At 41.5% G+C, this 23807-nt stretch carries 17 protein-coding genes and 3 pseudogenes; 7 read left to right on the forward strand and 13 right to left on the reverse strand.

Annotated features, from left to right (window positions below; translation table 11 throughout):
* Window positions 1–266 precede the first annotated feature (266 nt).
* The 6 genes and pseudogenes from NSTCB13_RS13005 to NSTCB13_RS13030 all read right to left on the reverse strand — a co-directional run bounded on the left by NSTCB13_RS13005 (window position 267) and on the right by NSTCB13_RS13030 (window position 8920).
* Window positions 267–3459: pseudogene (locus NSTCB13_RS13005) on the reverse strand (efflux RND transporter permease subunit).
* A gap of 196 nt (window positions 3460–3655) precedes the next feature.
* The gene (locus NSTCB13_RS13010) at window positions 3656–5302 is read right to left on the reverse strand and encodes an efflux RND transporter periplasmic adaptor subunit (protein WP_448272618.1); all 1647 of its coding nucleotides are present in this window, start codon (window positions 5300–5302) and stop codon (window positions 3656–3658) included.
* Window positions 5303–5681: 379 nt separating this feature from the next.
* Window positions 5682–5801 (reverse strand): annotated as a pseudogene (locus NSTCB13_RS13015) (hypothetical protein); the annotation flags it as partial.
* A 479-nt stretch (window positions 5802–6280) separates the two neighbouring features.
* Complete coding sequence (locus NSTCB13_RS13020; protein WP_445628183.1) at window positions 6281–7570, reverse strand: glycosyltransferase family 4 protein; 1290 nt, start codon at window positions 7568–7570, stop codon at window positions 6281–6283.
* Between the two features lie 743 nt (window positions 7571–8313).
* Window positions 8314–8484 carry a PEP-CTERM sorting domain-containing protein gene (locus NSTCB13_RS13025; RefSeq protein ID WP_448272619.1) on the reverse strand — a complete coding sequence of 57 codons (171 nt, stop codon included), beginning with the start codon at window positions 8482–8484 and terminating at the stop codon, window positions 8314–8316.
* Window positions 8485–8650: 166 nt separating this feature from the next.
* Window positions 8651–8920: a hypothetical protein gene (locus tag NSTCB13_RS13030; protein ID WP_448272620.1), complete on the reverse strand. Its 270-nt coding sequence runs from the start codon at window positions 8918–8920 to the stop codon at window positions 8651–8653.
* 717 nt (window positions 8921–9637) lie between these two features.
* On the opposite strand from NSTCB13_RS13030, the gene glyS reads away from it, so the two are divergent.
* Both glyS and murD read left to right on the forward strand, forming a co-directional pair.
* Complete coding sequence (gene glyS, locus NSTCB13_RS13035) at window positions 9638–11788, forward strand: glycine--tRNA ligase subunit beta (protein WP_448272621.1); 2151 nt, start codon at window positions 9638–9640, stop codon at window positions 11786–11788.
* A gap of 84 nt (window positions 11789–11872) precedes the next feature.
* Window positions 11873–13367: pseudogene (murD, locus tag NSTCB13_RS13040) on the forward strand (UDP-N-acetylmuramoyl-L-alanine--D-glutamate ligase).
* 139 nt (window positions 13368–13506) lie between these two features.
* On the opposite strand, the gene NSTCB13_RS13045 reads toward murD, so the two are convergent.
* The 4 genes from NSTCB13_RS13045 to NSTCB13_RS13060 form a co-directional block, all read right to left on the reverse strand.
* A complete protein-coding gene (locus tag NSTCB13_RS13045) occupies window positions 13507–13731 on the reverse strand; it encodes a type II toxin-antitoxin system HicB family antitoxin (protein WP_448272622.1) in 225 nt (74 codons plus the stop codon).
* 11 nt (window positions 13732–13742) lie between these two features.
* Window positions 13743–13952, reverse strand: coding sequence for a type II toxin-antitoxin system HicA family toxin (locus NSTCB13_RS13050; RefSeq protein WP_448273192.1), 210 nt, complete (start codon window positions 13950–13952; stop codon window positions 13743–13745).
* Window positions 13953–14050: 98 nt separating this feature from the next.
* Window positions 14051–14659 carry a hypothetical protein gene (locus NSTCB13_RS13055; RefSeq protein WP_445628178.1) on the reverse strand — a complete coding sequence of 203 codons (609 nt, stop codon included), beginning with the start codon at window positions 14657–14659 and terminating at the stop codon, window positions 14051–14053.
* Between the two features lie 177 nt (window positions 14660–14836).
* Window positions 14837–15424, reverse strand: coding sequence for a thylakoid membrane photosystem I accumulation factor (locus tag NSTCB13_RS13060; protein ID WP_448265101.1), 588 nt, complete (start codon window positions 15422–15424; stop codon window positions 14837–14839).
* A 355-nt stretch (window positions 15425–15779) separates the two neighbouring features.
* On the opposite strand from NSTCB13_RS13060, the gene NSTCB13_RS13065 reads away from it, so the two are divergent.
* The 4 genes from NSTCB13_RS13065 (at window position 15780) to NSTCB13_RS13080 (ending at window position 19605) form a co-directional block, all read left to right on the forward strand.
* A complete protein-coding gene (locus NSTCB13_RS13065) occupies window positions 15780–17117 on the forward strand; it encodes a MurT ligase domain-containing protein (RefSeq protein ID WP_448272623.1) in 1338 nt (445 codons plus the stop codon).
* A 109-nt stretch (window positions 17118–17226) separates the two neighbouring features.
* Window positions 17227–18042 carry a type 1 glutamine amidotransferase gene (locus tag NSTCB13_RS13070; protein WP_448273194.1) on the forward strand — a complete coding sequence of 272 codons (816 nt, stop codon included), beginning with the start codon at window positions 17227–17229 and terminating at the stop codon, window positions 18040–18042.
* Between the two features lie 81 nt (window positions 18043–18123).
* Window positions 18124–18741 carry a Uma2 family endonuclease gene (locus tag NSTCB13_RS13075; RefSeq protein WP_448272624.1) on the forward strand — a complete coding sequence of 206 codons (618 nt, stop codon included), beginning with the start codon at window positions 18124–18126 and terminating at the stop codon, window positions 18739–18741.
* Window positions 18742–18960: 219 nt separating this feature from the next.
* On the forward strand, window positions 18961–19605 hold the full coding sequence (locus NSTCB13_RS13080) for a Uma2 family endonuclease (RefSeq protein WP_448272625.1): 645 nt from the start codon (window positions 18961–18963) through the stop codon (window positions 19603–19605).
* Window positions 19606–19612: 7 nt separating this feature from the next.
* Here NSTCB13_RS13080 and NSTCB13_RS13085 read toward each other — a convergent pair whose 3' ends face one another.
* Together NSTCB13_RS13085 and NSTCB13_RS13090 are read right to left on the reverse strand one after the other, a co-directional pair.
* On the reverse strand, window positions 19613–19867 hold the full coding sequence (locus tag NSTCB13_RS13085) for a hypothetical protein (protein WP_448272626.1): 255 nt from the start codon (window positions 19865–19867) through the stop codon (window positions 19613–19615).
* A gap of 88 nt (window positions 19868–19955) precedes the next feature.
* Window positions 19956–20141 (reverse strand): hypothetical protein, encoded by a 186-nt coding sequence (locus tag NSTCB13_RS13090; RefSeq protein WP_448272627.1) that lies wholly within the window; start codon window positions 20139–20141, stop codon window positions 19956–19958.
* A 113-nt stretch (window positions 20142–20254) separates the two neighbouring features.
* Between NSTCB13_RS13090 and NSTCB13_RS13095 the strand changes: the two genes are divergently transcribed.
* On the forward strand, window positions 20255–23173 hold the full coding sequence (locus NSTCB13_RS13095) for a COR domain-containing protein (RefSeq protein ID WP_448272628.1): 2919 nt from the start codon (window positions 20255–20257) through the stop codon (window positions 23171–23173).
* A 45-nt stretch (window positions 23174–23218) separates the two neighbouring features.
* On the opposite strand, the gene NSTCB13_RS13100 is transcribed toward NSTCB13_RS13095, so the two are convergent.
* Window positions 23219–23782 carry a hypothetical protein gene (locus NSTCB13_RS13100; protein WP_448272629.1) on the reverse strand — a complete coding sequence of 188 codons (564 nt, stop codon included), beginning with the start codon at window positions 23780–23782 and terminating at the stop codon, window positions 23219–23221.
* Window positions 23783–23807 lie beyond the last annotated feature (25 nt).

Genomic DNA, 23807 nt, shown 5'->3' on the forward strand with positions numbered 1-23807 from the left:
ACTTTTTTTTTGCTGTTTAATTCGTTTGATTTGTAGGAGGTTTCATTCATCTTCAGAATAAGGTGTGCTATAGCAGATATCAAAGTAAAGATTTAGTCTATATCTCGATAGGAATAAAACGGCGATGTCTTGAGCATTGAGTCCAGCAGCATTTAAGGTACTTGCAGTTAAAAAATATCCCATCATAAAAAGCAAGGTTTATGATGGGATCATTTATTTTTTGCAAGTCCCTAAATTGATTTGCTTCAATCGATAACGATAAATACTCAATCCTCAGCTTTTGTTGAATATATAGCAGTGTTACCATTCAACGACACTGCTTCTGCTGGTATTTCTTGATGCCGATTTGGTTTGATAAATCGCTCTGTTATCGTTTTTATTACGATATACAAAATTGGGACGACAAACAAACTCAAGAAAGTAGCGATTAACATCCCACCAAAAACTGCTGTTCCCAAAGATTGGCGACTACCTGCGCCGGCACCCGTGGCAGTAGCTAAGGGGAAAATCCCCAATAGTGTAGAAAAAGCAGTCATCAAAATTGGGCGTAACCGCTCTTGTGAAGCCTCAATTACTGCTTTGGTCATCGAAAGCCCTTGGTCTCGTAATTGGTTAGTAAATTCTACAATTAAAATTGCATTCTTACTAGCTAAACCGATCAACATTACTAGACCAATTTGACAATAAACATCATTCGCAAAACCCCGTATTGATTGAGCTATCAGCGCTCCAAAGATTGCTAAGGGAACTGATAACAGAATGATAAACGGGTCAACGTAGTTTTCATATTGAGCAGCTAATACCAAAAACACAAATACCAATCCTAATCCAAAGATCAGGGGTGCTAAACCACCAGAATCAATTTCTTCTAACGCAGTCCCTGACCATTCATAACCATAACCTGCTGGTAAAACTTCTTTAGCAACTTTTTCCATTGCTTTAATTGCGTCTCCAGAGCTAGAGCCAGGGGCGGCGGCACCATTAATTTCAATTGAGCGGAACAGATTGTAGTGATTTATCGTTTGCGCTCCCACCGTCGGAGTAACTGTAACTAAGTTACTCAAAGGAATCATTTGATTCTTTTGAGAACGAACGTATAGTTTGCCAATATCTTTTGGGTTGGAACGATACTGTTGATCTGCCTGGAGATACACCCGATAATTGCGCTGCTGGAGATTGAAATCGTTTACATATTGCGATCCCAAAGCAGTTTGTAAAGTACTGAAGACATCATCTATGGAAACTTGCAATGATTTGGCTTTATTGCGGTCTACTTCCACAAGCAATTGTGGTGTATCTGCGGCAAAGGTACTAAATACAGCTTGTAATCCTGGTGTTTGATTAGCTTTACCTAGCAACTTACCCATCGATTGCACCAAATTTTCTAAGCTACTGTTACCTCTGCGGTCTTGCAGTTGAAAGACGAAGCCGCCAAAGTTGCCTAAACCCTGAATTGGTGGCGGATTCACAGGAAAAACCCTGGCCTCTGGAATTGCCAATAACTTTCCTTGCAAGCTGCCAATAATCGCCTGTACTGATTGATCGGGTTTTGAGCGCTCGTCCCAAGATTTTAAAGTTGTAAAGATGACGCCGCTATTGGCGGTGCTACCACTAAAACCAAATCCACCGATCGCAAAAGTCCCCAGTACTTCTGGAATTTGCAGAATTTCTTTTTCTACCTTTGCAATCACATCGCTAGTATATTGCAGTGAAACCCCTTGCGGTCCTTGGATAATTGTGATGAAGTAGCCTTCATCTTCATCGGGTAGAAAGGCTGTTGGTACTGTGGTGTACAGCCAAGCAGTCATTCCTAAGGAGACGATAAACAACCCAATGACGATGCTTTTGAATCGTACCATCCAGGTAAGCGATCGCTCGTAACTTGACCTTACCCATTCCAAGAATCTATTAATCCGGTCAAAAATCCAACCCAGTAAGCCTGAAGGTTTTTGTCCTTGACGCAGCAGCAGCGCACATAAAGAAGGTGTCAGCGTCAAAGCTAGAAATGTCGAAATCGCAATGGAAAAAGCGATTGTCAGCGCAAATTGCCGATAAAGTGCGCCTGTAGTTCCGGGAAAAAATGCCACTGGCACAAACACCGCCATCAATACTAGTGATGTGGCAATAACTGCGCCAAACAGCTCCGCCATTGATTCACTAGCGGCTCGGCGAGGATTAATTCCTTTATCCTGAATAAAACGGCTAATTTGCTCTACCACCACGATCGCATCGTCTACCACCATCCCCGATGCTAAAGTTAGACCAAACAAAGTCAAACTATTGATGGAAAAGTTAAAAACTTTAACGAAGGCAAATGTTCCAATTAAGGAAAGCGGAATGGTAAGTGCAGGAATTAAAGTGGTTCGCCAGTCTTGTAAAAACACAAAAATTACAATTACAACCAGCACCACCGCTTCAATTAGAGTCTTGACTACTTCTGCCAAAGACTCTTCGACAAAGGATGTTGTGTCAAAAGCTACTTGATATTTCATCCCTGGGGGAAAACTCGGAGCCAATAGCGCCAGTTCAGCTTTGACTCCCTTGGCTACATCCAAGGCATTACTACCAGGAACCTGATAAATCCCTAAACCGACAGCATCGTTACCACGAAATCGTAGAAATGAACTGTAGTTTTCTGCACCCAGTTCTGCTCTACCGACATCTTTGAGCTTGACTAATGTGTTATCATCTCCAGTTTTGAGGACAATTTCTTCAAATTCTGATGGTTCTGCTAATCGGCTAGCAGCACGCACATCAAGTTGATACCTTTGTCCTTTAGGAGCAGGTTCTTGTCCAATTCTCCCTGCACCAACTTGCAAGTTTTGTTCAGATAAAGCATTCGCTACATCCTGAGTTGTTAGCCCCCGATTGGCAAGGCGAGTTGGATCTAACCACAGGCGCATTGCATAGCGGCGTTCGCCAAAAATTTGAACGTTGCTCACACCTTTGACTCTTTTTAAGGCATCTGCTAAGTAAAGGGTCGGCATAGTTACTTAAGAATGTATTGTCGTACTCTTTATTTTCAGCGAATAAACCAATCGCTAAGAGGATGTTACTAGATTCTTTCGATACTCGCACTCCCGTGCGTTGCACAGAGTCTGGTAGTTGTGGCTGGGCAACAGAAACACGATTTTGCACATCCACAGCCGCAATATCTTTATCCCGTGATGAATCGAAGGTGGCTGTAATGGTACTAGTACCATCGTTACTGCTGCTAGAAGTGAGATATCTTAGTCCCTCAACCCCGTTGATTTGCCTTTCTAAGATATTTGTCACTCCGCTTTCTACGACTTCTGCACTAGCTCCGCTATAGTTGGAAGTTACAGTGATTTGGGTGGGACTAATTTCTGGGAATCTGGCGATCGGCAGAGTGGGAATACTAATTAATCCGATTAAAAGGATGACGATCGCACATACCGACGCAAAAATTGGCCGCTTAATAAAGAAGTCAACAAACATAGTTTAAAAATTGGGCTTTGGGTATTTGGTATTTGGCATGGGACATTGGGAATTGAGTATGGAGAAAAGACAAGGTAGATAAGGAAGAGGGGAAAGGCAAGGGAGAGACTTGTTCAATAATTCCCCCTTGTCCCCTTGTCCCCTTGTCCCCTTGTCTCCCTTGCCTCTCTGTCCCCTGCCCCCTGTCCCTTTTCAGCTAAGGCTTCTGGCTACCAACTTCTTCTTTTTCAGGAGTAATGGGAGCGCCATTAGTTAAGTTGAGAATACCGGAAACAACAATTTTGTCTCCAGCTTTTAGTCCTTCGATAACTTGATAATTATTCCCCTCAATAACTCCCAATTTCACCGGTTTTTGTTGAGCTACTAAAGCTGGCGCTCCAGCTTTCTTTTCTGCTGGTGCTTCAGCTTTTTTTTCTGTTGGTTCAGCGTTCTTTTCTGTTGGTTCAGCGTTCTTTTCTGTTGGCGCTTCAGCTACAAATACAAATGTCTCCCCACCCAGGCGAGATACTGCTGTAACTGGAATTAAGATTCCCGGACGTTCATTCCAGATTACTTTAGTTTGCACTGATTGAAGATTAAGCAGTCGATTTCTCGAATTGCCAAAGTTGGCTTTTACCAAAACTGTCTGCGAATCGGAACTAGCATTTGGGGAGATAAAACTCACCTTACCCCTTGCTATGGGTTTGTCTTGGACATCCAGCATTTGCACAGGTAAGCCCAAGCGCAACTTTCTGGCTTCGGCTACGGGAACGGAAATATTCAGTTCTAAAGAGTCGTTTCTAGTTAGTGTAGTGAGCTGATCGGCTTTTTCCACATAATCTCCCACTTTTGCTGGAATATCACCAACAATGCCAGTGAAAGGTGCTAGAACTTTTGTGTATTGCAATTGAACTTGGGCCGCTTGGACTTGGGCAGCTGCTTGAGTTACTTGCGATCGCGCTTGGGCAATTTCTTCTGGGCGGGAACCATTTTCTAGTTGCCTTAAGTTTTGTTTTTGTTGTTCCAAAGCACCACCTAGCTCATTAATACTCGATCTTCTGCTTTGGCGGAGTTGATCTAGACGTTTCTGGGCTACAACCAGAGCAGCTTCAGCACTTTGCTGTTCTTTGACATATCCTTCTAAGGTATCTTGGGAAACTGCGCCCTCTTTTCTCAATTGTGCGTATCGTTTGGCGCGTGACTGTGCTAGTTCCACATCGGATTTAGCTGACTGAATTTGAGCTTCAGCCTGAGCAATTTCTTCTGGTTGCGATCCCGATTGAGCATCTCTAAAGCGAGCTTGGGCTTGGGCTAACTGCGCTCTAGCTTGAGCAATTTCTTCTTGTCGCGTACCCGCTTGAAGTTCAGCAAGACGTGCCTGGGCTTGTTGCAGTGAGCCTCTAGCTTGTAACAATTGAGCTTGGACATTATCACTTTGCAGACTGATAATGACTTGTCCTTGTTGAACGCGGTTGCCCTCTTGGACGAAAATCTCGGTAATTCGTCCTTCAACCTGTGGCTTGATGATTACTGAACGTGGAGCCTCTAAGGAGCCAATAAACTCCGAACTTTCTTGAACGGTTTCAGTTTTTACTGTCGCTAGCTTGACCGGAACTGCTCTAGGTTGACCGGCATTTGCCCCAGCCGCAGGTGCATTGCTAGCATTACTAGTTTGCCACCAGCGCCAACCAAAACCTACACCTGCAATTAATAAGACGATTCCTAATAGTAGGGGCCAACGCCGTTTTTGAGGTGGCTTAGGCGATCGCTGTGGCAATTCTTGTGACTCTTGACTAGAATCAGTAACAGCAGGCTGTTCTATTTCAATGGGTAAGGGAGAGTCAGGGAACTCAGAATGGGACATCTTCGTTTTCTCGTCTTGTGGATTTAGACTTGGGCAATCTACTCTTCGCTAAAAATGCATTATTTGGAATAGTTTTTTAGCCCTTTTTTCTCTATGTTGGTGAAAAATATGTTTCGGTATTTGGGCGAGCGCTCACGATGTCTAGCACCTAAAATGAACCAATTTTGTTCAGCACATTATGGTTGATTTGTACATTACTTAACTCCGTTCAATTTCTTAAAGTGTAATTTATAGTTTTTCGTTAGCCAGTATAAACACAGTGCTTTCTCTCTAAGCTAAAGCACGGTTCATGTTGGTGCAGCTAAAGCTTCTGTTTGTAAAGCGTAGGCGTAGCCCGCCGTTGGCGCAGCCTCTCGTAGAGAAGGCATCGTTTTGGTAATTAGAGCAAGTTAGTAGTTGCTTTTGAGTTATGGAAATGACGAAATAAAGTTACCTCATTGACCGCAGCAACACGAGTAATTTCTCGCGTTGTCGCTGTAATTAAACCTGTTGTTGCAAATACATTAGTTGCTGATTAGATCAAGAGTGCATAAGTTTGTGCCGTACTTGATGGTAATGTTTTCTACGAGTGTTTGCAAGCACTTGCTTGCATTATAACCACATAGCAAACGAGATTGGTATTATTTACAGATGAGTTTATCCCTCTTGAGTAGTACTGAATACTGATCTTAAGGAAGAAAAAAGTCTGGAGCAATGCTTTCTCTACGAGAGGCTTTGCCAACGCGTAGCTTGCTTCCCCGTATGGGTACGGCGAGTTAAGCGGCGATTAATTCAGCTTTATTAATCATCAAGTTATCCTTAGCAAGAACGACGTGCAATCAATCAGTATTCTCTAGATTCCTATTTTTGAGCAGTCTCAACTTCCTACAGTTAGTTCACCCGATCGGTTGATATTTAAATCACCCATTCGGGTGAGTTAATTTATTCCAATCGGGGTTTTGTTTGTGTAGCTAACGAGCGAGAAATCCTCAATCCCCTTCAACCATCGACAACTGATTTCTTAGAATCGAATTTTGGTAAGATACCCACAGTTGATTTTCGGTTGGTAACAATATGAGAAAAAAGCCACTCATACCGATCGAGCGCTTGCTCTAAGGAATAGTTTTCTTCGGCAAATTGTCTTCCTGTGTTACCTAGCTTCGTCACTAGAGCCGGATTAGCATATAAATTACGCACCGCAGCAGCCATTGCTTGGGGTGATTCTGGTTCAACAACTATCCCACCACCGCTGAGTTCGATGGCTTTAGCAGCAGTACCAGTAGCGGGAACTGAACCCACAATTGGGCGACCACTCGCCAACAAAAGTGGTATTTTTGAAGGCATATTGAACGAAATCACATTATGCTTTTGCACAATCAGCCCAACATCAGAAGCTGCTAGCATTTCAGGTAGTTTTTCTCGCGGCTGTAACGGTAGTAGCAAAACATTATCTGCTCCATTTGATAAACAATATTCTTGCAATCTTTGCAATGCTCTTGATTCGCCAACAATGACAAAGACAATATCTTTGATATGACGTAAACAAACGGCTGCTTCGATTACTGTCTCTAAACCTTGCGTTAGAGCAATGTTGCCTGAATAAAGTACTACAAATTTTCCATCTAGTTGATGGTTAGATATCCAAGAGTTACTCTGTTTCGGTAACGGGCGAATGAAATTTACATTTACCCAATTGGGAATACAAACGATTTTATTAACAGGTACTCCCTTATTTACTAAATTCTCACGAAATCCATCAGCGATCACACTAATAGTGTGTGCAGTCCGATATGCAAATTTCTCTAAAGCAGCAAGAATTCGGATCATCCACTTGTTTTTTAACAACCCGATACGCACAGCAGCTTCTGGTAAAATATCTTGCACATTTAGAACTACTGGGCAGTTGTATAACCAGCCTAATGTTGTTGCTGGCAACGTACCAAGTAGCGGCGGAACTGTTAAGATAATCACATCTGGTCGCCCACCTTTAAAAGCTTGGGGTAAGCTCGTGAAAACAAAGCTCAACTCCAGTAACAGCCGATCCACTAGGTTAGGTTTAGACTTAATACGGACGTAACTTCGCGCAATTGTGACGCCATTTTTTTGTTCAGTAAGATACCATTTATTCTCATACCCATCATAAATTTCGCGCTGAGGATAGTTCGGCATTCCCGTAATCACTCGCACTTTATGACCTCGCTTTACTAACCCTTCTGCCAATTCAGTCATTAACGGAGCAATTCCAATTGGCTCTGGATGATAGTTGTAGGAATAAATCAGAATATGCATGAATTATTTGTGAATTTTGTGAAGATAGCATGAGACGATCGAATTACTTATTAATAGCCAGTAGGGGCTGCTATTTTTATTGCTTACAGCGTTTTGTTTTGCATAAAGCATAAAGCTATAGGTTTCGAGGCAGGAAGCAGAGGTATAAACTGTTTATATCTGATTTGTATCTCTGCATTTTATTACCTCATTTATTTACAAATGCTGTATTTTGACTGGTTAAATTGTTTAATTAAAAAAAATGTGTTAAACATTGCTTATAAATTTTATTTATAGTTTTCAAAAGATAATTTTTTCCAACATAAAACACTTAAAAATAAAAATATGACTTTGTATAAACAGGTGAGATTATTGATAAATATGGAGTTTATTTTTTGATGATTATGAAAGAGTTGGTCTTTTTATTTCCGAACTAATGCCTAAATTTACACTTGGGAAATTGTAACATTATATTCAGTGTTATGCATATAACCCTCATTCCGCCTTTTCAACTGGCACATGAGTATTTTTAACCAAGTCATCAGTATTGTATTCATTGAGGAGAATCTCACTTTTTGAGTAGTTCAAAGGCGCTGACTAAAACAGTGTTGAGTGCTGAGTAATAAATGCTGAGGTAAAAGTAAAATTAATTTCACTCATATTTTTAATGAGGTTATATGATAACCCTACTAGTTAACTGAACTAGTAGGGCTAGAATAGAGATTCAGTAAATTTGGCAAGCTCTGACTAGAAAGCCCTAATTTCTAGTAAAAGGCTTGCTTTTTCTTTAAAGTTGAAGCTATACCCAAACCAGCAAAAGCTAGCAAACCCAACAAAGAAGCAGGCTCTGGGACTTTGGATACTTGAATAGAGCCAGAATTTTGATCTAGTATTGTTGACGTTCCCTGTTGATCGACATCCTGACGTAAGAACAAAGAGTCGCCAACCGTTCCCTGGAAGAAATATTCTCCAATTACACCCGTTCCTCCAGCGACATCAAAAGGCCCAAATAATGTCTGAGTGGAAGTATTAAAATTGAAAGCGAAGAAATTAGATTCTGATACTCCACCACTAACGGTGTTATAGGTTCCCAGAAGATTTTTAGATGGGGTCTAAGAAAGAGACATTCAAGGATTGTAAAAAGTTGGTGGCTCCACTACCAAGTTCTGAAATGATTGTTGGTGCTGTAGTTTCGTCGTAGCTAAATGAACCTGTTGCTGAGTAACCACCATTACCTTGCCAATTAAAGTTTAATTCAATAGCTTGGGCTGGGTTGTTAGCACCAGTAGCGATCGCAACACTAGTTGCTGCGATCGCGGTGATTTTGGCGAAAATATTTTTCATGGTCATAACTCTAAAGTTGATTGTCATGATGCATATATCAATGCATCAATCAACACTAAGCTTACGATAGAAATATATATCCGTAAATACCGCATAAAATACAGGATGTAATGTAATGAATCTATGAAGAGAAGCACTTGTTTTATAAATTTTGCATAAAATGTCAAGTCTATAGCGATGTCTGACGACAAGCCGCATAGGCAATCTACCTGGCTTAACTTCCATTTTCATCGCTCGTAAATTAAAGGGTTTAAGATCCCTGCATTTTCACGTAGCCCAGTTCCTCTGGGGGATCTTGCAACAGTAGGGGTTTGAATCCCCGTACTTCGGCTCATTTCGGCTACGCGGTAGTTGAATCTCGACTTACTTCTCCTGTCGGAGAGGCTGCGCCAACGACTACGCTCAGTACAAGTCGCTCGATTACCGCGCAGTCGAAACTCAATGACCAACGCTCAGTAACCGTCTGAAAATGTCTAAAATGTTTGAATGCGTGAATACTTCGGCTACGCGGTAGTTGAATCTCGACTTACTTCTCCTGTCGGAGAGGCTGCGCCAACGACTACGCTCAGTACAAGTCGCTCGATTACCGCGCAGCCGAAACTCAGTACAAGTTTTAAATTTTGAATTGTTAACTATGGGGTTTTCCCTTTATTCTCTTCGACGATCGATTCAGCTAAAAATCACGAGCGATCGCCTGAGAATAACTGATAAAGTTGAGCTACGCAAAGTTGAAAACAGTGTTATATGCCTGGGTTTCTATTAGAAGTTGGTACAGAAGAACTACCTGCAAGTTTTCTCAGTGATGCTTTAGTGCAATGGCAGGAACGCATTCCCCAAAGCCTGGAAGCAAACAGCCTCAAGGGCGATGTCCAGGTGTACGGTACTCCCCGGCGGCTGGCGGTATTGATTACAGGTCTACCATCGCAGCAACCAGACCGAGAAGAAGAAATAAAAGGGCCCCCCGCCCAAGCCGCCTTTAAAGATGGTCAGCCGACAGCAGCAGCCGCAGGTTTTGCCAAAAAGCAAGGTGTGGAACTGGATGCGCTGTCAGTTCGCCCCACTGACAAAGGGGAATTTGTTTTTGTGCAAAAAAGAATTCCCGGCCGTCCTGTAGCAGAAATTTTGACAGAACTTGTTCCCCAGTGGATTTGGGGTTTAGAAGGTAAGCGGTTGATGCGTTGGGGGAATGGGGATGCCAGGTTTTCTCGACCAATTCGTTGGCTAGTAGCTTTGTTAGATGAGACGGTATTGCCTTTAGAATTAGTCAATGGTTCTAAAACGATTCAGAGCGATCGCCTTTCCCAAGGTCATCGGGTTTTGCATCCTGAACCTGTGACAATCGCTCAAGCTACTGATTATGTTACCGCCCTCAAGTCTGCATCTGTCACCGTTGATCCAGAAGAACGGGTAAATCTGATTAAAGAACAAGTAAATGCAGTCGCAGAGAATTTAAGCGGGTATACAGTAATTTACCCCGATTTGTTAGCGGAAGTAACCAACCTTGTAGAATATCCTTCCGCAGTTGTTGGTAAATTTGAACCAGAATTTTTGGAATTACCAACTGAGGTAATTACTGAAGTGATGGTTACTCATCAACGTTATTTTCCTGTATTCAAACCAGGAAGTTTTGAGCAAGAATTATTGCCCAATTTCATCACCATTTCTAACGGCGATCCGAAAAAATCAGATATTGTTGCCGTCGGCAATGAAAGAGTAATTCGTGCCAGATTAGCTGATGGCAGATTTTTCTATGAAGCTGATTTAACTAAGCCAATAGATAGCTTTTTACCACAGTTAGAAAAGGTCACTTTTCAAGAAGAATTGGGTTCGGTGCGTGCCAAGGTAGATAGAATAGTTAAAATTGCCGAGCAAATTAGCAGTCAATTAGAATTAACAGAAGACCAAAGCCAAAGAATCCAACGTGCCGCTTTATTATGTAAAGCAGATTTGGTGACACAAATGGTCTATGAATTTCCTGAATTACAAGGCATTATGGGAGAAAAATATGCCTTAGCCAGCGGTGAAGATGCCGAAGTAGCAAAAGCAATTTCTCAACATTATTTGCCAAAGGGAGCCGGTGATGTGTTACCAGAAACACTCACAGGTAAAATCGTAGGTTTGGCAGATAGATTAGATACTTTGGTGAGTATCTTTGGTTTAGGTTTAATTCCTTCCGGTTCATCCGATCCCTTTGCTTTACGTCGGGCGGCTAATGCTGTAGTTAAAATTGTTTGGTTTGATAATTTACCGATAAATTTAGATAATTTATTGGCACAAATAGCCACGGACTTTGCAGCAAAATATCATAAAGATCGGGCATTATTAACCACAGCATTACAAGAGTTTTTCTTGCAACGCATCCGCACTTTACTACAAGAAGAAAAGCAGATTGATTACGACTTAGTAAATGCAGTTTTAGGAGAAAACGATCCAGAATACACAGAACGGACGTTAAAAAATTTATTGGATGTCCGCGATCGCGCTTTGTACTTACAACAAATCCGTAACGACAGTACCTTAGATAACATCTATGAGACCGTTAACCGTTCCACACGATTAGCCGCTCAAGGTGATTTGGATACAAAACAGCTAGAACCAACAACCGTAGTTCGTCAAGAATTATTCCAAAAGCCCTCTGAAGACGCTTTGTATAAAGCCTTAATCGAATCAGTACCACAAACTCAAGCAGCACAGCAAACAAGAAATTATCAACTGTTAGTAGCAGCACTAGCAAAACTTGCTCCAGCAGTTAGTAACTTCTTTGATGGCCCGGATAGCGTTTTAGTTATGGACTCCGATCCAGAAGTCAAGCGTAATCGGTTACATCTGCTGGGATTAGTTCGCAATCATGCCCGTGTTTTAGCTGACTTCGGTGCGATCGTCAAAAATCTGTAGCGTAGGTCAACAAAAACTTGTGTAATTTTTGCCAAGAAAGGCTACTATAGGGAGTGCTTAACCAGGGACACTCTGCTGCAATCTATGTCCAAAGCTCATGTTGTTGGATTGGGAAAGTCCGGTGTTGCTGCGGCGAGATTGTTGAAACGGGAAGGTTGGGAGGTAGAGCTGAGCGATCGCAACACCTCCGAAACCCTCCTAAAACAACAACAAGAACTCGCTGCCGAGCAAATAACCGTAAAACTAGGACAATCCCTAGAATTGAATGGTGCTAATTTACCCCAATTAATAGTCGTTAGTCCTGGCGTGCCTTGGGATATTCCCGTATTAGTTGAGGCACGCCAATTAGGTATTGAAACCATTGGCGAAATGGAACTCGCCTGGCGAAATTTGCAATCGATACCTTGGGTAGGAATTACCGGCACTAATGGCAAAACTACTACCACAGCTTTAATTGCTGCCATTTTCCAAGCAGCAGAATTAAATGCACCCGCCTGCGGTAATATTGGCTACGCCGCTTGTGAAGTTGCCCTATCCCAGGGAGCAGGGAGAAGGGAGCAGGGAGCAGGGGGAGCAGGAGAAAAGTTTGATAACTCCTCGGTTGATTGGGTGATTGCGGAAATTAGCAGCTATCAAATAGAATCTTCCGTCTCTCTTGCACCACGTATCGGTGTTTGGACGACTTTTACACCGGATCATCTCAGTCGCCATAAGACTTTAGAGAACTATTACAATATCAAAGCCAAGCTACTGCGTCAGTCCGAGTTGCAAGTGTTCAATGGCGATGATGCCTACTTGAGCCAGCTAGGTTTAAGTGCTTGGCCTGATGCCTATTGGACAAGTGTGAGAGGAAAAGATTTCCTGATTAGCGAAAAAGGCTTTTACATTGAAGATGGCTGGGTTGTGGAAAAATTGACTGCAACCTCGGCACCAGAACCGATTGTGAAAGTATCTAGTTTGCGAATGGTGGGAGAACATAACCAGCAAAATCTGTTGATGGCAGTAGCAACAGCAAGATTAGCGGGAATTAATCGTGATGCGATCGCACTTGCAGTTCGGGAATTTCCTGGTGTTGCCCATCGTTTGGAGCATATCTGCACTTGGGAAGGGATTGATTTCATTAACGACAGCAAAGCTACTAACTACGATGCGGCTGAAGTAGGTTTAGCATCTGTTAACAGTCCCAGCGATTTTAATTGCTGGTGGAGAAGCTAAAGCAGGTGATGATACTGCTTGGCTAGCACAAATTCAAACCAAAGCTGCTGCTGTGTTATTGATTGGTTCTGCTGCACCCGCATTTGCCAAACGTCTGCGAGAGGTGGGGTATCATACATACCATATTGTGGAAACTATGGAAAGGGCAATTCCCAAGTCGGCAGAATTAGCCAAGCAGTATCAAGCGCCTGTGGTATTGCTATCTCCGGCTTGTGCGAGTTTTGACCAGTACCCAAATTTTGAGGTGCGGGGCGATCGCTTCCGTCATCTATGTCTTGCTTGGGCAGGTGGTTGGAAACCCGCTAGAGTAGAACTTCCAGAACTTGAAAACTCTAGTCAAGAGTCCATAGTTCAAAGTCGATAAGTATTGTTTGTCTACAAGTTTGTAGTCAGGACTTTAGTCCTTATTTTCTCAGCACTAAAGTGCTTACTACAAACTTTCAAAACCAACTTGATAAAATACTTGAAGGATTATTTGGTACTAATTTAGTAGTTTTCTATAATTAGATTTTACTGTAGTTTGCAACTTCAACTTTATGAGCAATGCTTGTAGGTTTAGGAATAGGTAAACCATCTTCTAGCATTTCTTCAATATGAAATTCAATAGCTTCTGCAATCATCTGCTTAACTTCTTCTAAAGTTTCACCCACAGCGACACAACCTGGTAAATCAGGGACATAAGCAGAGTAATTACCTTCAGCCTTTTCAATCACCACTACATACTGCATTGCGGTTCTCCTTATAACTGTGCTTGCCTCCAAATACTACTGAGAGTGCCAGGAGCTAAGTAATCAGACAATTTACCTGGAACTGTAATCACACCGGGTTTATCAGGATGTTTGAACTGTCGATGACTACCTTTAGTTCTATCAAGATACCAACCATCAGCTTCCAGTCGCTTGATTACATCACGTACTTTTATGTTACTACTTATCTCTACAGTTGAAATTTCTGTTACAGATAGAGTGCCTTATTAAGAAAGCAAAGTAAACGTAATTTTATCCGTCATTTTGTCGTGCTTTTCAGCATTGCTACCCAACACATCAATCAACCAATGGGGCGATTTCCGGGATTGACTGCATGAATATATTCACTACCCGATCGCGGTCTTCCTCGTTTATAATAAGCTTCTTCTGGTTTACCCCATCCTAGCTGCAAAATCATTTCCAAAAAGCTAGAATTTTCCCACTTGCACAAACTTGCCCACTCTGTTCTTTGAACAATTCTCTCTACATCAGATGTGACAATTTGTTGGTATTGTTTACTATTATTAAAACTTAAGTATAAATCCATGCCTATAGTGACTTCATACCAAAATTCTACGATGGAATTTTTAGCGGCTTTTAATATTTCTAAGTCACCATTGAGGGCAATTAACTCAGTATCTATTTCGGGATAATGCAAGTTTTTTCCTTTAACTGTCATTTCACGCCAAATAATACCAGAAACTCGATTTTCTCTCTGATACTCGTGAATTGCAGTTTTGAAATCTTGATAGGCAGTAAACTGTTGCAACCCATCAGTTCTGATAAACTGGTCAATTACAGGGTTGCCAGAGACTTTTATTTCTAACTTTAAGCGTTTTCCTTTCAGGCAAGCTTGGCGTTCGGCTGCCAAAATTTGAATTAGTTCCTGGGTGGTGTAAACCTTTGACATCAGAATACACTCTATTTAGTCATTGGTCATTGGTCATTGGTCATTAGTCATTAGTCAGTTGTTACGGACTTGTAGACTATAGATTAACTTTCTAATCATTATGCTTTGACATCGGCGGCGATGTAGTAACAGATATAACTAAAAATTAGGGCAGACCAATTTGGTCTACCCCATAGGTTACTTAGCTAACTCACTACTAAACTCGTTAAAAGCTCGCCGCTTTAGCTGTGCTGTTTCAGTGCGTGGTAATAAATCAAAGATTTTACGAAATTGATCGTCTATATCTTCAAAAGGTACTTGACCCTTTTTATTCAAAACTACTTCACCTGATTTATTTAACACCACGACTTGAGGAACACTCCCAGTAAAGTAATATCCTGGTTCAGTTGGGTCGTAGGTCTCTTTAGGCGGGATAGTATCTACATTAATCGGCATAATCTCTGCTACCCGACCGTAGAATTCCTGTACCCGTGAAATGGAAATGGCATATCTTTTGGAATCGCTACTATCATCTAGATAAAAAGCCAAAAATACGGGTTTATGTTCCGCTAAAGTCTGTGCGAGTGTCTGTCTGGGAGGAACTAATGAACCATTGCCAGCATAAACAACAAAGATGTTGCCATCATATAAATCATTATTCAGACCAGCAGATGCAGGTTGCATACTTATAATGAAAAGACTTACAAGCAACAACAGGCATTTAGACAACCACCTTTGCCAGCTAGTAATTTGTTTATGTAAAAAAAGAAACTTTGTGCTATTCATCAAAAGGAACCTTGCAAGCTACTACTTGTTGTGAGTTTGTGCTGAATTCGGCCAACTGGGCTGGATATGTAATTACGCCCACGCACTATTTTTTAAGATAACGCCTACTGAGATTATCTCTCGCAAGTGGCTGGTATTGCTACGCAGAATTCAAAACAGAGGTAAAGTAGCGCAACAATCCAAAATCATTCGACTGAGGGTAGCTGTACCCTTCCGGGGAAGCAACGCGTAGCATTCGGCAGAAAAGTCTAAAATTCAAAATTGCGAATACTGGCTTTTTCAGCCAAGATTCGCTAAACTCACAAGATTAAATTTGCACTTTAATTAACAACCGCCAGAAAACTAGGGTATAGATGTGGGAAACAAAATACAATTCATAGATAGACTGCGATTGGGTTTCGCGGTGTCAGTGGCAAAGAGTGTGACCTTTATAGTGCGATCGCTCCGTCTGGGTGCTGCTAGTGTATTACCAGGCTCGATCGCTCGTCGCATTGAACCCAGACTTTTACAATTATTGAGTCAGCAAGTTAAAAACGGGGTGATTTTAATTGCTGGTACTAACGGCAAAACTACTACAGCGCTGCTTTTATGCACAATACTAGAACGCAAAGGTTTTCGTGTCACTCATAATTCTACAGGTGCAAATCTAGAAAATGGCTTGATGACGGCGCTGTTAGAAAGCACCAACTTACTAGGTACGCTAAATACTGATTACGCCATTTTAGAAGTTGACGAAAATATTGTACCGAAAGTATTAGCGCCACTCCAGCCGCGAATCATTCTCTGTTTAAACTTGTTCCGCGACCAACTTGATAGGTACGGGGAGGTAGACACAATTAGTAAGCGTTGGACAAAAGTTATTTCTACCCTACCACCAGAAACGGTAGTAATTCCCAATGCTGATGACCCAACTTTATCTAACCTCGGTCAACAACTACCTCAAAGAGTGTTATTCTTTGGCTTGAATGAACCAGAACATTATCTAGAAGCAATTCCTCACGCTGTTGATTCTATTTATTGTCCTAAATGTGGACATTCTTTAGATTATAAGGGTGTTTATTTGTCTCATTTGGGAGATTTTACTTGTCCTAAGTGTGGTTTTAGTAAAAGTAAACCGACTTTGGAGAGTAGTGAATGGTCGCAAATTCTGGTTGGTTTGTACAACAAATATAATACTTTGGCGGCTGTAACTGCGGCTATTGAGTTAGGGATTGATGAAGCAACAATCAGAGATACTATTAACAACTTCCAAGCTGCTTTTGGTCGGGCTGAAGATTTAGTAATTAATGGTAAACGAGTGCGGATATTGTTATCAAAAAATCCAGTGGGAACGAATGAAACCATTCGCGTAGTTACTCAAAGCATAGATAAAACCACACTGCTAGTATTGAACGATCGCACACCCGATGGCACTGATGTATCCTGGATTTGGGACGTGGATACTGAAAAACTAGTCGAACGCGGCGGAACTTTAATAGTGAGTGGCGATCGCGTCTACGATATGGCACTACGTCTACGTTACAGCCAAAAGTCCCCTGAGAGTAACTTAAATTTAATAGTCGAAGAAGATTTGCGACAAGCGATCGCTACTGCATTAGAACATACACCAGAAAATGAAACTCTGCATATTCTACCTACCTACTCAGCCATGTTAGAAGTGCGAGAAGTACTCACTGGTCGGAAAATTCTTTAAATTGGAGAGTGGGGATTAGATAAATTTTCCCATTGCTCATTCCCCATTCCCCAACACCCAATCTAATTACAAATTACGAATTACGAATTACGAATTACGAATTATGAATATGAGTTCTCAAAATATAGAATTAACAATTGGTTGGCTTTATCCGACGCTGATGAGTACTTATGGCGATCGCGGTAATGTAATTACTATAGAACGTCGCGCCCAGTGGCGGGGATACGATGTGAAAGTATTACCTTTAGATCGAGATTCTACAGCCGCAGATATTAAAACAGTAGATGTCATCGTTGGTGGTGGCGCACAAGATCGTCAGCAAGAAATTGTCATGCGTGATTTGCAAGGTGCAAAAGCTGATGCAATGCGCGACAAAATCGAAAATGGCACACCAGGAGTATTTACTTGTGGTTCACCTCAATTACTGGGACATTATTATGAACCAGGCTTAGGACAACGAATTGATGGTTTGGGAATACTCGATTTAGTTTCTGTGCATCCTGGTGAAAATACTAAGCGCTGTATTGGCAACTTGGTAATTGAAGTGACAGCCTCACGTCTAGCGCGAGATTTAAAAGAGATGACAGGTAGCACACCATATTTGGTAGGCTTTGAAAATCACGGCGGACGCACCAAACTGGGAAAAGTGGAAGCTTTGGGGCGAGTGGTGTACGGTTTGGGAAATAATGGTGAAGATGGGACAGAAGGAGCATTTTATCAGAATGCGATCGCTACTTATTCTCACGGCCCATTGTTACCGAAAAATCCCTTTGTCGCCGATTGGTTAATTCAAACAGCGCTGCGGCTAAAGTATCAGCAGGAAATTACCTTAACACCTTTTGACGACAGCCTCGCTGCACAAGCACGAGAAGCGATGTTTAAGCGATTGAAAGTGAGTTTACCAAGTGCTGCTGCGGCGAAATAACCTCAGTTCGCTGATTAAGCCTCTCTCCGTGTCGGGGAGAGGTTTGGAGAGGGGTCAAATTTGACATAAAGAGGGCAAAGTATGACTCAAGCCTTAGCCAGACAAGTAACATTTGATGAATTTATCGCCTGGTATCCCGATTCAGACAGGCATTATGAACTACATGATGGGGTAATTGTTGAAATGCCGAAGCCAACAGGGAAACACTCAGAGATAGCTGGGTTCATCAATGGTTCTTTGTTTATTGAAATCACTCGTTTGTCTATTCCTTGTTTTATCCCTAAATGCGTCATCAAGTCAGTTAACACTGATTCAGGTTATGAACCAGATGTAATCGTTCTTGATAGACAAGCTGTTATGGATGAACCTCGTTGGAAAAAAGAATCTATCATTACGCGGGGTAGTTCAGTCAAGTTGGTTGTAGAAGTTGTTTCAACCAACTGGAGTGATGATTATGCTTTGAAGCTAGAAGATTACGAATCTTTGGGTATTCCTGAATATTGGATTGTAGACTATCTAGGTTTAGGTGGTAGGCGGTTTATTGGCAATCCTAAACAACCAACTATCTCGATTTACCAATTGATTGAAGGTGAGTATCAGGTTAGGCAATTTAGAGGAAATGAGCGCATTCAGTCGCCAGCGTTCCCAGAGTTGAATTTAACTGCTGAACAGATTTTTCAAGCTGGAGAAGTTGCGTAATTTAGAGGATGTTTGAAAAGTCATGATTGATTTATCAAATATTTTTTACCCCACCCTAACCCTCCCCTTTACAAGGGGAGGGAACTGGATTTTTTGGTTTCCCCCCTTTACAAGGGGGGATTAAGGGGGGTGATTAAAATCACGGTCAACCACTTTTCAAACAACCTCTTAGGTGGCTAAGGTTGAAATTTTTATCTGACTTTAAAGCAAGAGGAAAATATGACTCAAACCTTACGCAAACAAGTAACATTTGATGAATTTATCGCTTGGTATCCAGAAAACTCACAACGACGCTATGAACTGCATGACGGAGTAATTATCGAAATGGCTCCTCCCACAGGTGAACACGAACAAATTGTTGGATTTTTAGTTGGGGAAATAGTTACAGAATACAAACGTTTAAAACTATCTTATTTCATCCCCAAAACAGCTTTTATTAAACCGAATCAGAGCGAAGCAGCTTACTCACCAGATGTACTGTTGTTGAATAACTCTAATTTAGTAAATGAACCTCTGTGGAAAAAAGAATCTACTGTAAGCCAAGCGGCATCAATTCCTTTAGTAGTTGAGGTGGTAAGTACCAACTGGCGCGACGACTATTTTACCAAAGCAGGTAAATATGTTCGCGCAGCGTCTCGAAGAGAAGAAGTTGGAATACCTGAATACTGGATCGTAGACTATTTAGGTTTAGGTGGTAGGCGCTTTATTGGCAATCCTAAACAACCAACTATCTCGATTTACCAACTAATCGAAGGTGAGTATCAGGTTAGGCAATTTAGAGGAAATGACCGCATTCAGTCGCCAGCGTTCCCAGAGTTGAATTTAACTGCTGAACAGATTTTTCAAGCTGGAGAAGTCGCGTAAAAAACAGCTAAAGAAGTAAAAAAACCATCAAAGACTCGTCCGCGAGTATCAAAGACTCATCGGCGAGTATTAAAGACTCGTCCGCGAGTATTAAAGACTCATCCGCGAGTATTAAAGACTCATCGGCGAGTATCAAAGACTCATCGGCGAGTATCAAAGACTCGTCCGCGAGTATTAAAGACTCGTCCACGAGTATCAAAGACTCGTCTGCGAGTATCAAAGACTCATCGGCGAGTATCAAAGACTCATTAACGGAGTTCATAGCCCCATTAATGAGTATTAAAGACTCGTTTACAAGCAAATCTGAGCCATTGGTAATGATAAATTCTTTTTAGATTCCGTAAAAATCATTAGCGCTCATGTAGTGCTACACAGGATAGTAGGTTGCTTTGATATGTTGCAGCATTCTCAATTAGTAGGCGCGATCGCCTGAAACTCGAAGTTCCAGGAACCAATAGCCAAAGCCACTGAAGTAGACTAAAACCTAAGTCTGGAAAAAATTTAGTCCTCTTGAGAAGACTTTTGCTATCAGCCATAAGTTATAAACCTATGGCAGTTGTTGGAATTAATGCAAAATATTAATAGTTGCGAGATTGTACAGCAAATCAGGGACATTACATATAACTTTCATTGACAGGTGAACCTCAATATGGCAAACACGCCTCAACATTTCCTTGAAAAAATTCGAGAAGCGAAACAGAAACAGTTTGAACAATTAAATTTAAGTCATGGACTGTTGACCAAAATTCCTGTTGAGGTGTTTGAACTGAAGTGGTTGGAGGTTTTGAATTTAAGCCGCAATAAATTAACGACACTGCCAGAAGCAATCGCCAACCTGCAACAACTCACTTCCCTGAATTTATACGACAACCAATTAACGACACTGCCAGAAGCAATCGCCAACCTGCAACAACTCACCTACCTGTATTTAGGCGGCAACCAATTAACGACACTGCCAGAAGCGATCGTTGATCTACAACAACTCGCTTCCCTGAATTTATACGACAACCAATTAACGACACTGCCAGAAGCAATCGCCAACCTGCAACAACTCACTTCCCTGAATTTATACGACAACCAATTAACGACACTGCCAAAAGCAATCGCCGACCTGCAACAACTCACCTACCTGAATTTAAGCCACAACAAAATAACGACATTGCCAGAAGCGATTGCCAACCTGCAACAACTCACCACTCTGGATTTAAGCCACAACCAATTAACGACACTGCCAGAAGCGATCGCTGATCTGCAACAACTCACATCCCTGGATTTAAGCCACAACCAATTAACGACACTGCCAGAAGCGATCGTTGATCTACAACAACTCACATCCCTGGATTTAAGCCACAACCAATTAACGACACTGCCAGAAGCGATCATTGATCTACAACAACTCACCACTCTGGATTTAAGCCACAACCAATTAACGACACTGCCAGAAGCGATCGCTGATCTACAACAACTCACATCCCTGGATTTAAGCGGCAACCCCATCGAAAAGCCACCACCAGAAATTGTTGCAAAAGGTATTAAGGCGATTAAGGATTATTTCCGGCAACTGAAAGCAGAAGGCACAGATTATCTGTATGAAGCAAAGTTACTAATTATCGGTGAAGGAGGAGTAGGGAAAACAACATTGGCCAAGAAAATTGAAGACCAAAATTATCAACTCCGAGAAGAAGACACTACGAAGGGAATTGAGGTGCTCCGGTGGGGTTTTCCAATGAAAAATGGACGAGAATTTCGAGTCAATATCTGGGACTTTGGGGGGCAAGAGATTTACCATGCGACTCACCAATTTTTCCTCACCAAGCGTTCCCTCTACGTTTTAGTGGCAGATACCCGCAAGGAAGACACAGATTTTTATTATTGGCTGAATGTAGTAGAACTGTTGAGTGATAACAGTCCGCTGCTAATCATCAAAAATGAGAAGCAAAACCGCCACCGGGAAATTAATGAACTCCAGTTACGGGGACAGTTTACTAATTTGAAGGAGACTTTACCAACAAACCTTGCTACCAATAGAGGTTTAGAACAAGTTTTAGAACAAATCAAGCATTACGTTGAAACCCTACCCCATATTGGCAGTCCGCTCCCAAGAACCTGGGTTAGAGTCCGGGAAGCTTTGGAAAGTGACGCACACAATTACATCAACTTGGATGAATACCTGAACATTTGCCAACAAAATGGATTCACCAAAAGAAATGACAAGTTGCAGTTGAGCAGCTATCTGCACGATTTGGGAGTATGCTTGCACTACCAGGAAGACCCACTTTTGAACAAAACCGTCATCCTCAAACCCAAGTGGGGAACTGATGCAGTTTACAAAGTGCTGGATAATGAAAGGGTGATTCGCAACCTGGGCAGTTTCACCCGGTCTGACTTGGCAAACATCTGGTGTGAAGACGAATACGCCACGATGCATGATGAACTCTTGCGCCTGATGATCAACTTCAAGCTGTGCTACGAAATTCCTAGAAGCCAAGGAAAGTATATTGCTCCACAATTGCTATCTGCTAATCAACCCCCCTATAACTGGGATGAAACTAACAACCTGATTCTGCGTTACACTTACGAGTTCATGCCCAAGGGGATCATCACTCAGTTCATAGTTGCCATCCATGAGTTGATAAATGAACAAAAATGTGTCTGGAAAAGCGGCGTTGTTCTCAGCAAAGACCAGACGAAGATAGAGGTGATTGAATATTACGGCAAGCGGGAGATTAAGATTCGAGTCTCAGGTCGTCACAAAAGAGATTTGATGACCATAGTTACACATGAACTCGATAAAATTCATGAGTCGTATAAGCGACTGAAGTACAACAAGTTAATCCCCTGTAATTGTGTCACTTGTAAAGATAGCCAAGAGCCACACTTTTACCAATTTGAAATACTGCGACAGTTTGTAGCCGATAAACAAGAACGTATTCAATGTCAAAAAAGCTATCAAATGGTAGATGTTTTAGGCTTAATTGATGATGTGATGGACAGAAGGGAGTTACTTCAAGCAGAACAACAGATGAGTAGCGATTTTCTACCTAATTCCTCAGAGACAAGAAAGGAAAATGTCGTTGTAACAATTAATAATGTAATTCAGCCATCAAAGCAAGAGAATAATTTTATGAAAGAACCATCTCAACAGGAAGATAATTCTCAACCAGAAGTGCATAAACCATCGTCGCAAATTTCACCTGCTGAACGTGGAATAGCCCTTGCTATGGCTCTGGCGGTCTTAGTGGTCTTTATTGTTCTTGTACTCAACCCACGAGCAATGGAAGGTGGCACTTTAGCAATAATTAGATTTTTAGCAGCTGCATTTGCTGGGATATCAGGTTATTTATTGACGGGTAGTCTTGGTTTAGAAGCACACGTACCTTTGAGTAAAACTAATATTAAAGCTACAGGGGCATTTGCGGCGTTTGTCCTTGTATTACTTCTATTCTTTTATGGAGTCCCAGCATCCGAAAATTCAGATAAACCCAAGCCTATTTCAGATGCGAAGACAACCATCACGGCGATCGCTAGCATAAATCAACATAGCGATCGCGCCACCCCAACATCTTAATGTTCTTCACCTTTTTCCTGAATAAGCGAGCGCTAAAACCACATTTTATTGTTGTTGAAGTGCAAACTTTAGCTCTGTCAACTCTAATTCTCCTCCGTTCGTCATTAATACTAAATTAATGCCTAAAACACTTTTTCCTGTAGTTGTATAGTTAGTTAGAGGTATTTGATTAGTCAAATCAAAATTCATCGCACTTCCATACATCATTTGATATGGAGTTGGCTTATCGCCAATTAAAAATGATGAGATAGATATTTGTGCTGGCGCGTTTTTGACTACACCTTTTACAGCTAAAGGCACGAGCCTAAATTGCTTTTGAGTATTAGAAGTATTAATTCTAACGATACATCTAGCCCTTGGCGATTGTGCATTTACAGTTATAGGAGAGCCAAGTGTAAACTGATTTATTTGCGGATCGAAACTTATATTACATCTCCGATTAACCAAAAAGTTTGGCTGGTTATCTATTGCAACAGCAGTGCTAGATGAATTGGCATTATAACAGAAAAAAAACAAGCACATTAATATGAAAAAATTACGTGCATCACTTAATTTCAACATAACTTCCTCTCCATCAACAGAAATTTGTAATTTTAAAGAAGAATACATTCGGTAGATTCAATGAGTGGGGGAT

Source organism: Nostoc sp. DSM 114160 (assembly GCF_053470305.1).

What these genes read in the sequence shown, in the direction of transcription:
- NSTCB13_RS13085 (WP_448272626.1), bottom strand. Translation starts at nt 19,867, where the DNA reads ATGAACTCCGTTAATGAGTCTTTGATACTCGCCGATGAGTCTTTGATA.
- NSTCB13_RS13030 (WP_448272620.1), bottom strand. Translation starts at nt 8,920, where the DNA reads ATGACAATCAACTTTAGAGTTATGACCATGAAAAATATTTTCGCCAAA.
- NSTCB13_RS13075 (WP_448272624.1), top strand. Translation starts at nt 18,124, where the DNA reads ATGACTCAAGCCTTAGCCAGACAAGTAACATTTGATGAATTTATCGCC.
- NSTCB13_RS13010 (WP_448272618.1), bottom strand. Translation starts at nt 5,302, where the DNA reads ATGTCCCATTCTGAGTTCCCTGACTCTCCCTTACCCATTGAAATAGAA.
- NSTCB13_RS13095 (WP_448272628.1), top strand. Translation starts at nt 20,255, where the DNA reads ATGGCAAACACGCCTCAACATTTCCTTGAAAAAATTCGAGAAGCGAAA.
- NSTCB13_RS13070 (WP_448273194.1), top strand. Translation starts at nt 17,227, where the DNA reads ATGAGTTCTCAAAATATAGAATTAACAATTGGTTGGCTTTATCCGACG.
- NSTCB13_RS13100 (WP_448272629.1), bottom strand. Translation starts at nt 23,782, where the DNA reads ATGTATTCTTCTTTAAAATTACAAATTTCTGTTGATGGAGAGGAAGTT.
- NSTCB13_RS13080 (WP_448272625.1), top strand. Translation starts at nt 18,961, where the DNA reads ATGACTCAAACCTTACGCAAACAAGTAACATTTGATGAATTTATCGCT.
- glyS (WP_448272621.1), top strand. Translation starts at nt 9,638, where the DNA reads ATGCCTGGGTTTCTATTAGAAGTTGGTACAGAAGAACTACCTGCAAGT.
- NSTCB13_RS13060 (WP_448265101.1), bottom strand. Translation starts at nt 15,424, where the DNA reads ATGAATAGCACAAAGTTTCTTTTTTTACATAAACAAATTACTAGCTGG.
- NSTCB13_RS13020 (WP_445628183.1), bottom strand. Translation starts at nt 7,570, where the DNA reads ATGCATATTCTGATTTATTCCTACAACTATCATCCAGAGCCAATTGGA.
- NSTCB13_RS13045 (WP_448272622.1), bottom strand. Translation starts at nt 13,731, where the DNA reads ATGCAGTATGTAGTGGTGATTGAAAAGGCTGAAGGTAATTACTCTGCT.
- NSTCB13_RS13090 (WP_448272627.1), bottom strand. Translation starts at nt 20,141, where the DNA reads ATGGCTGATAGCAAAAGTCTTCTCAAGAGGACTAAATTTTTTCCAGAC.
- NSTCB13_RS13055 (WP_445628178.1), bottom strand. Translation starts at nt 14,659, where the DNA reads ATGTCAAAGGTTTACACCACCCAGGAACTAATTCAAATTTTGGCAGCC.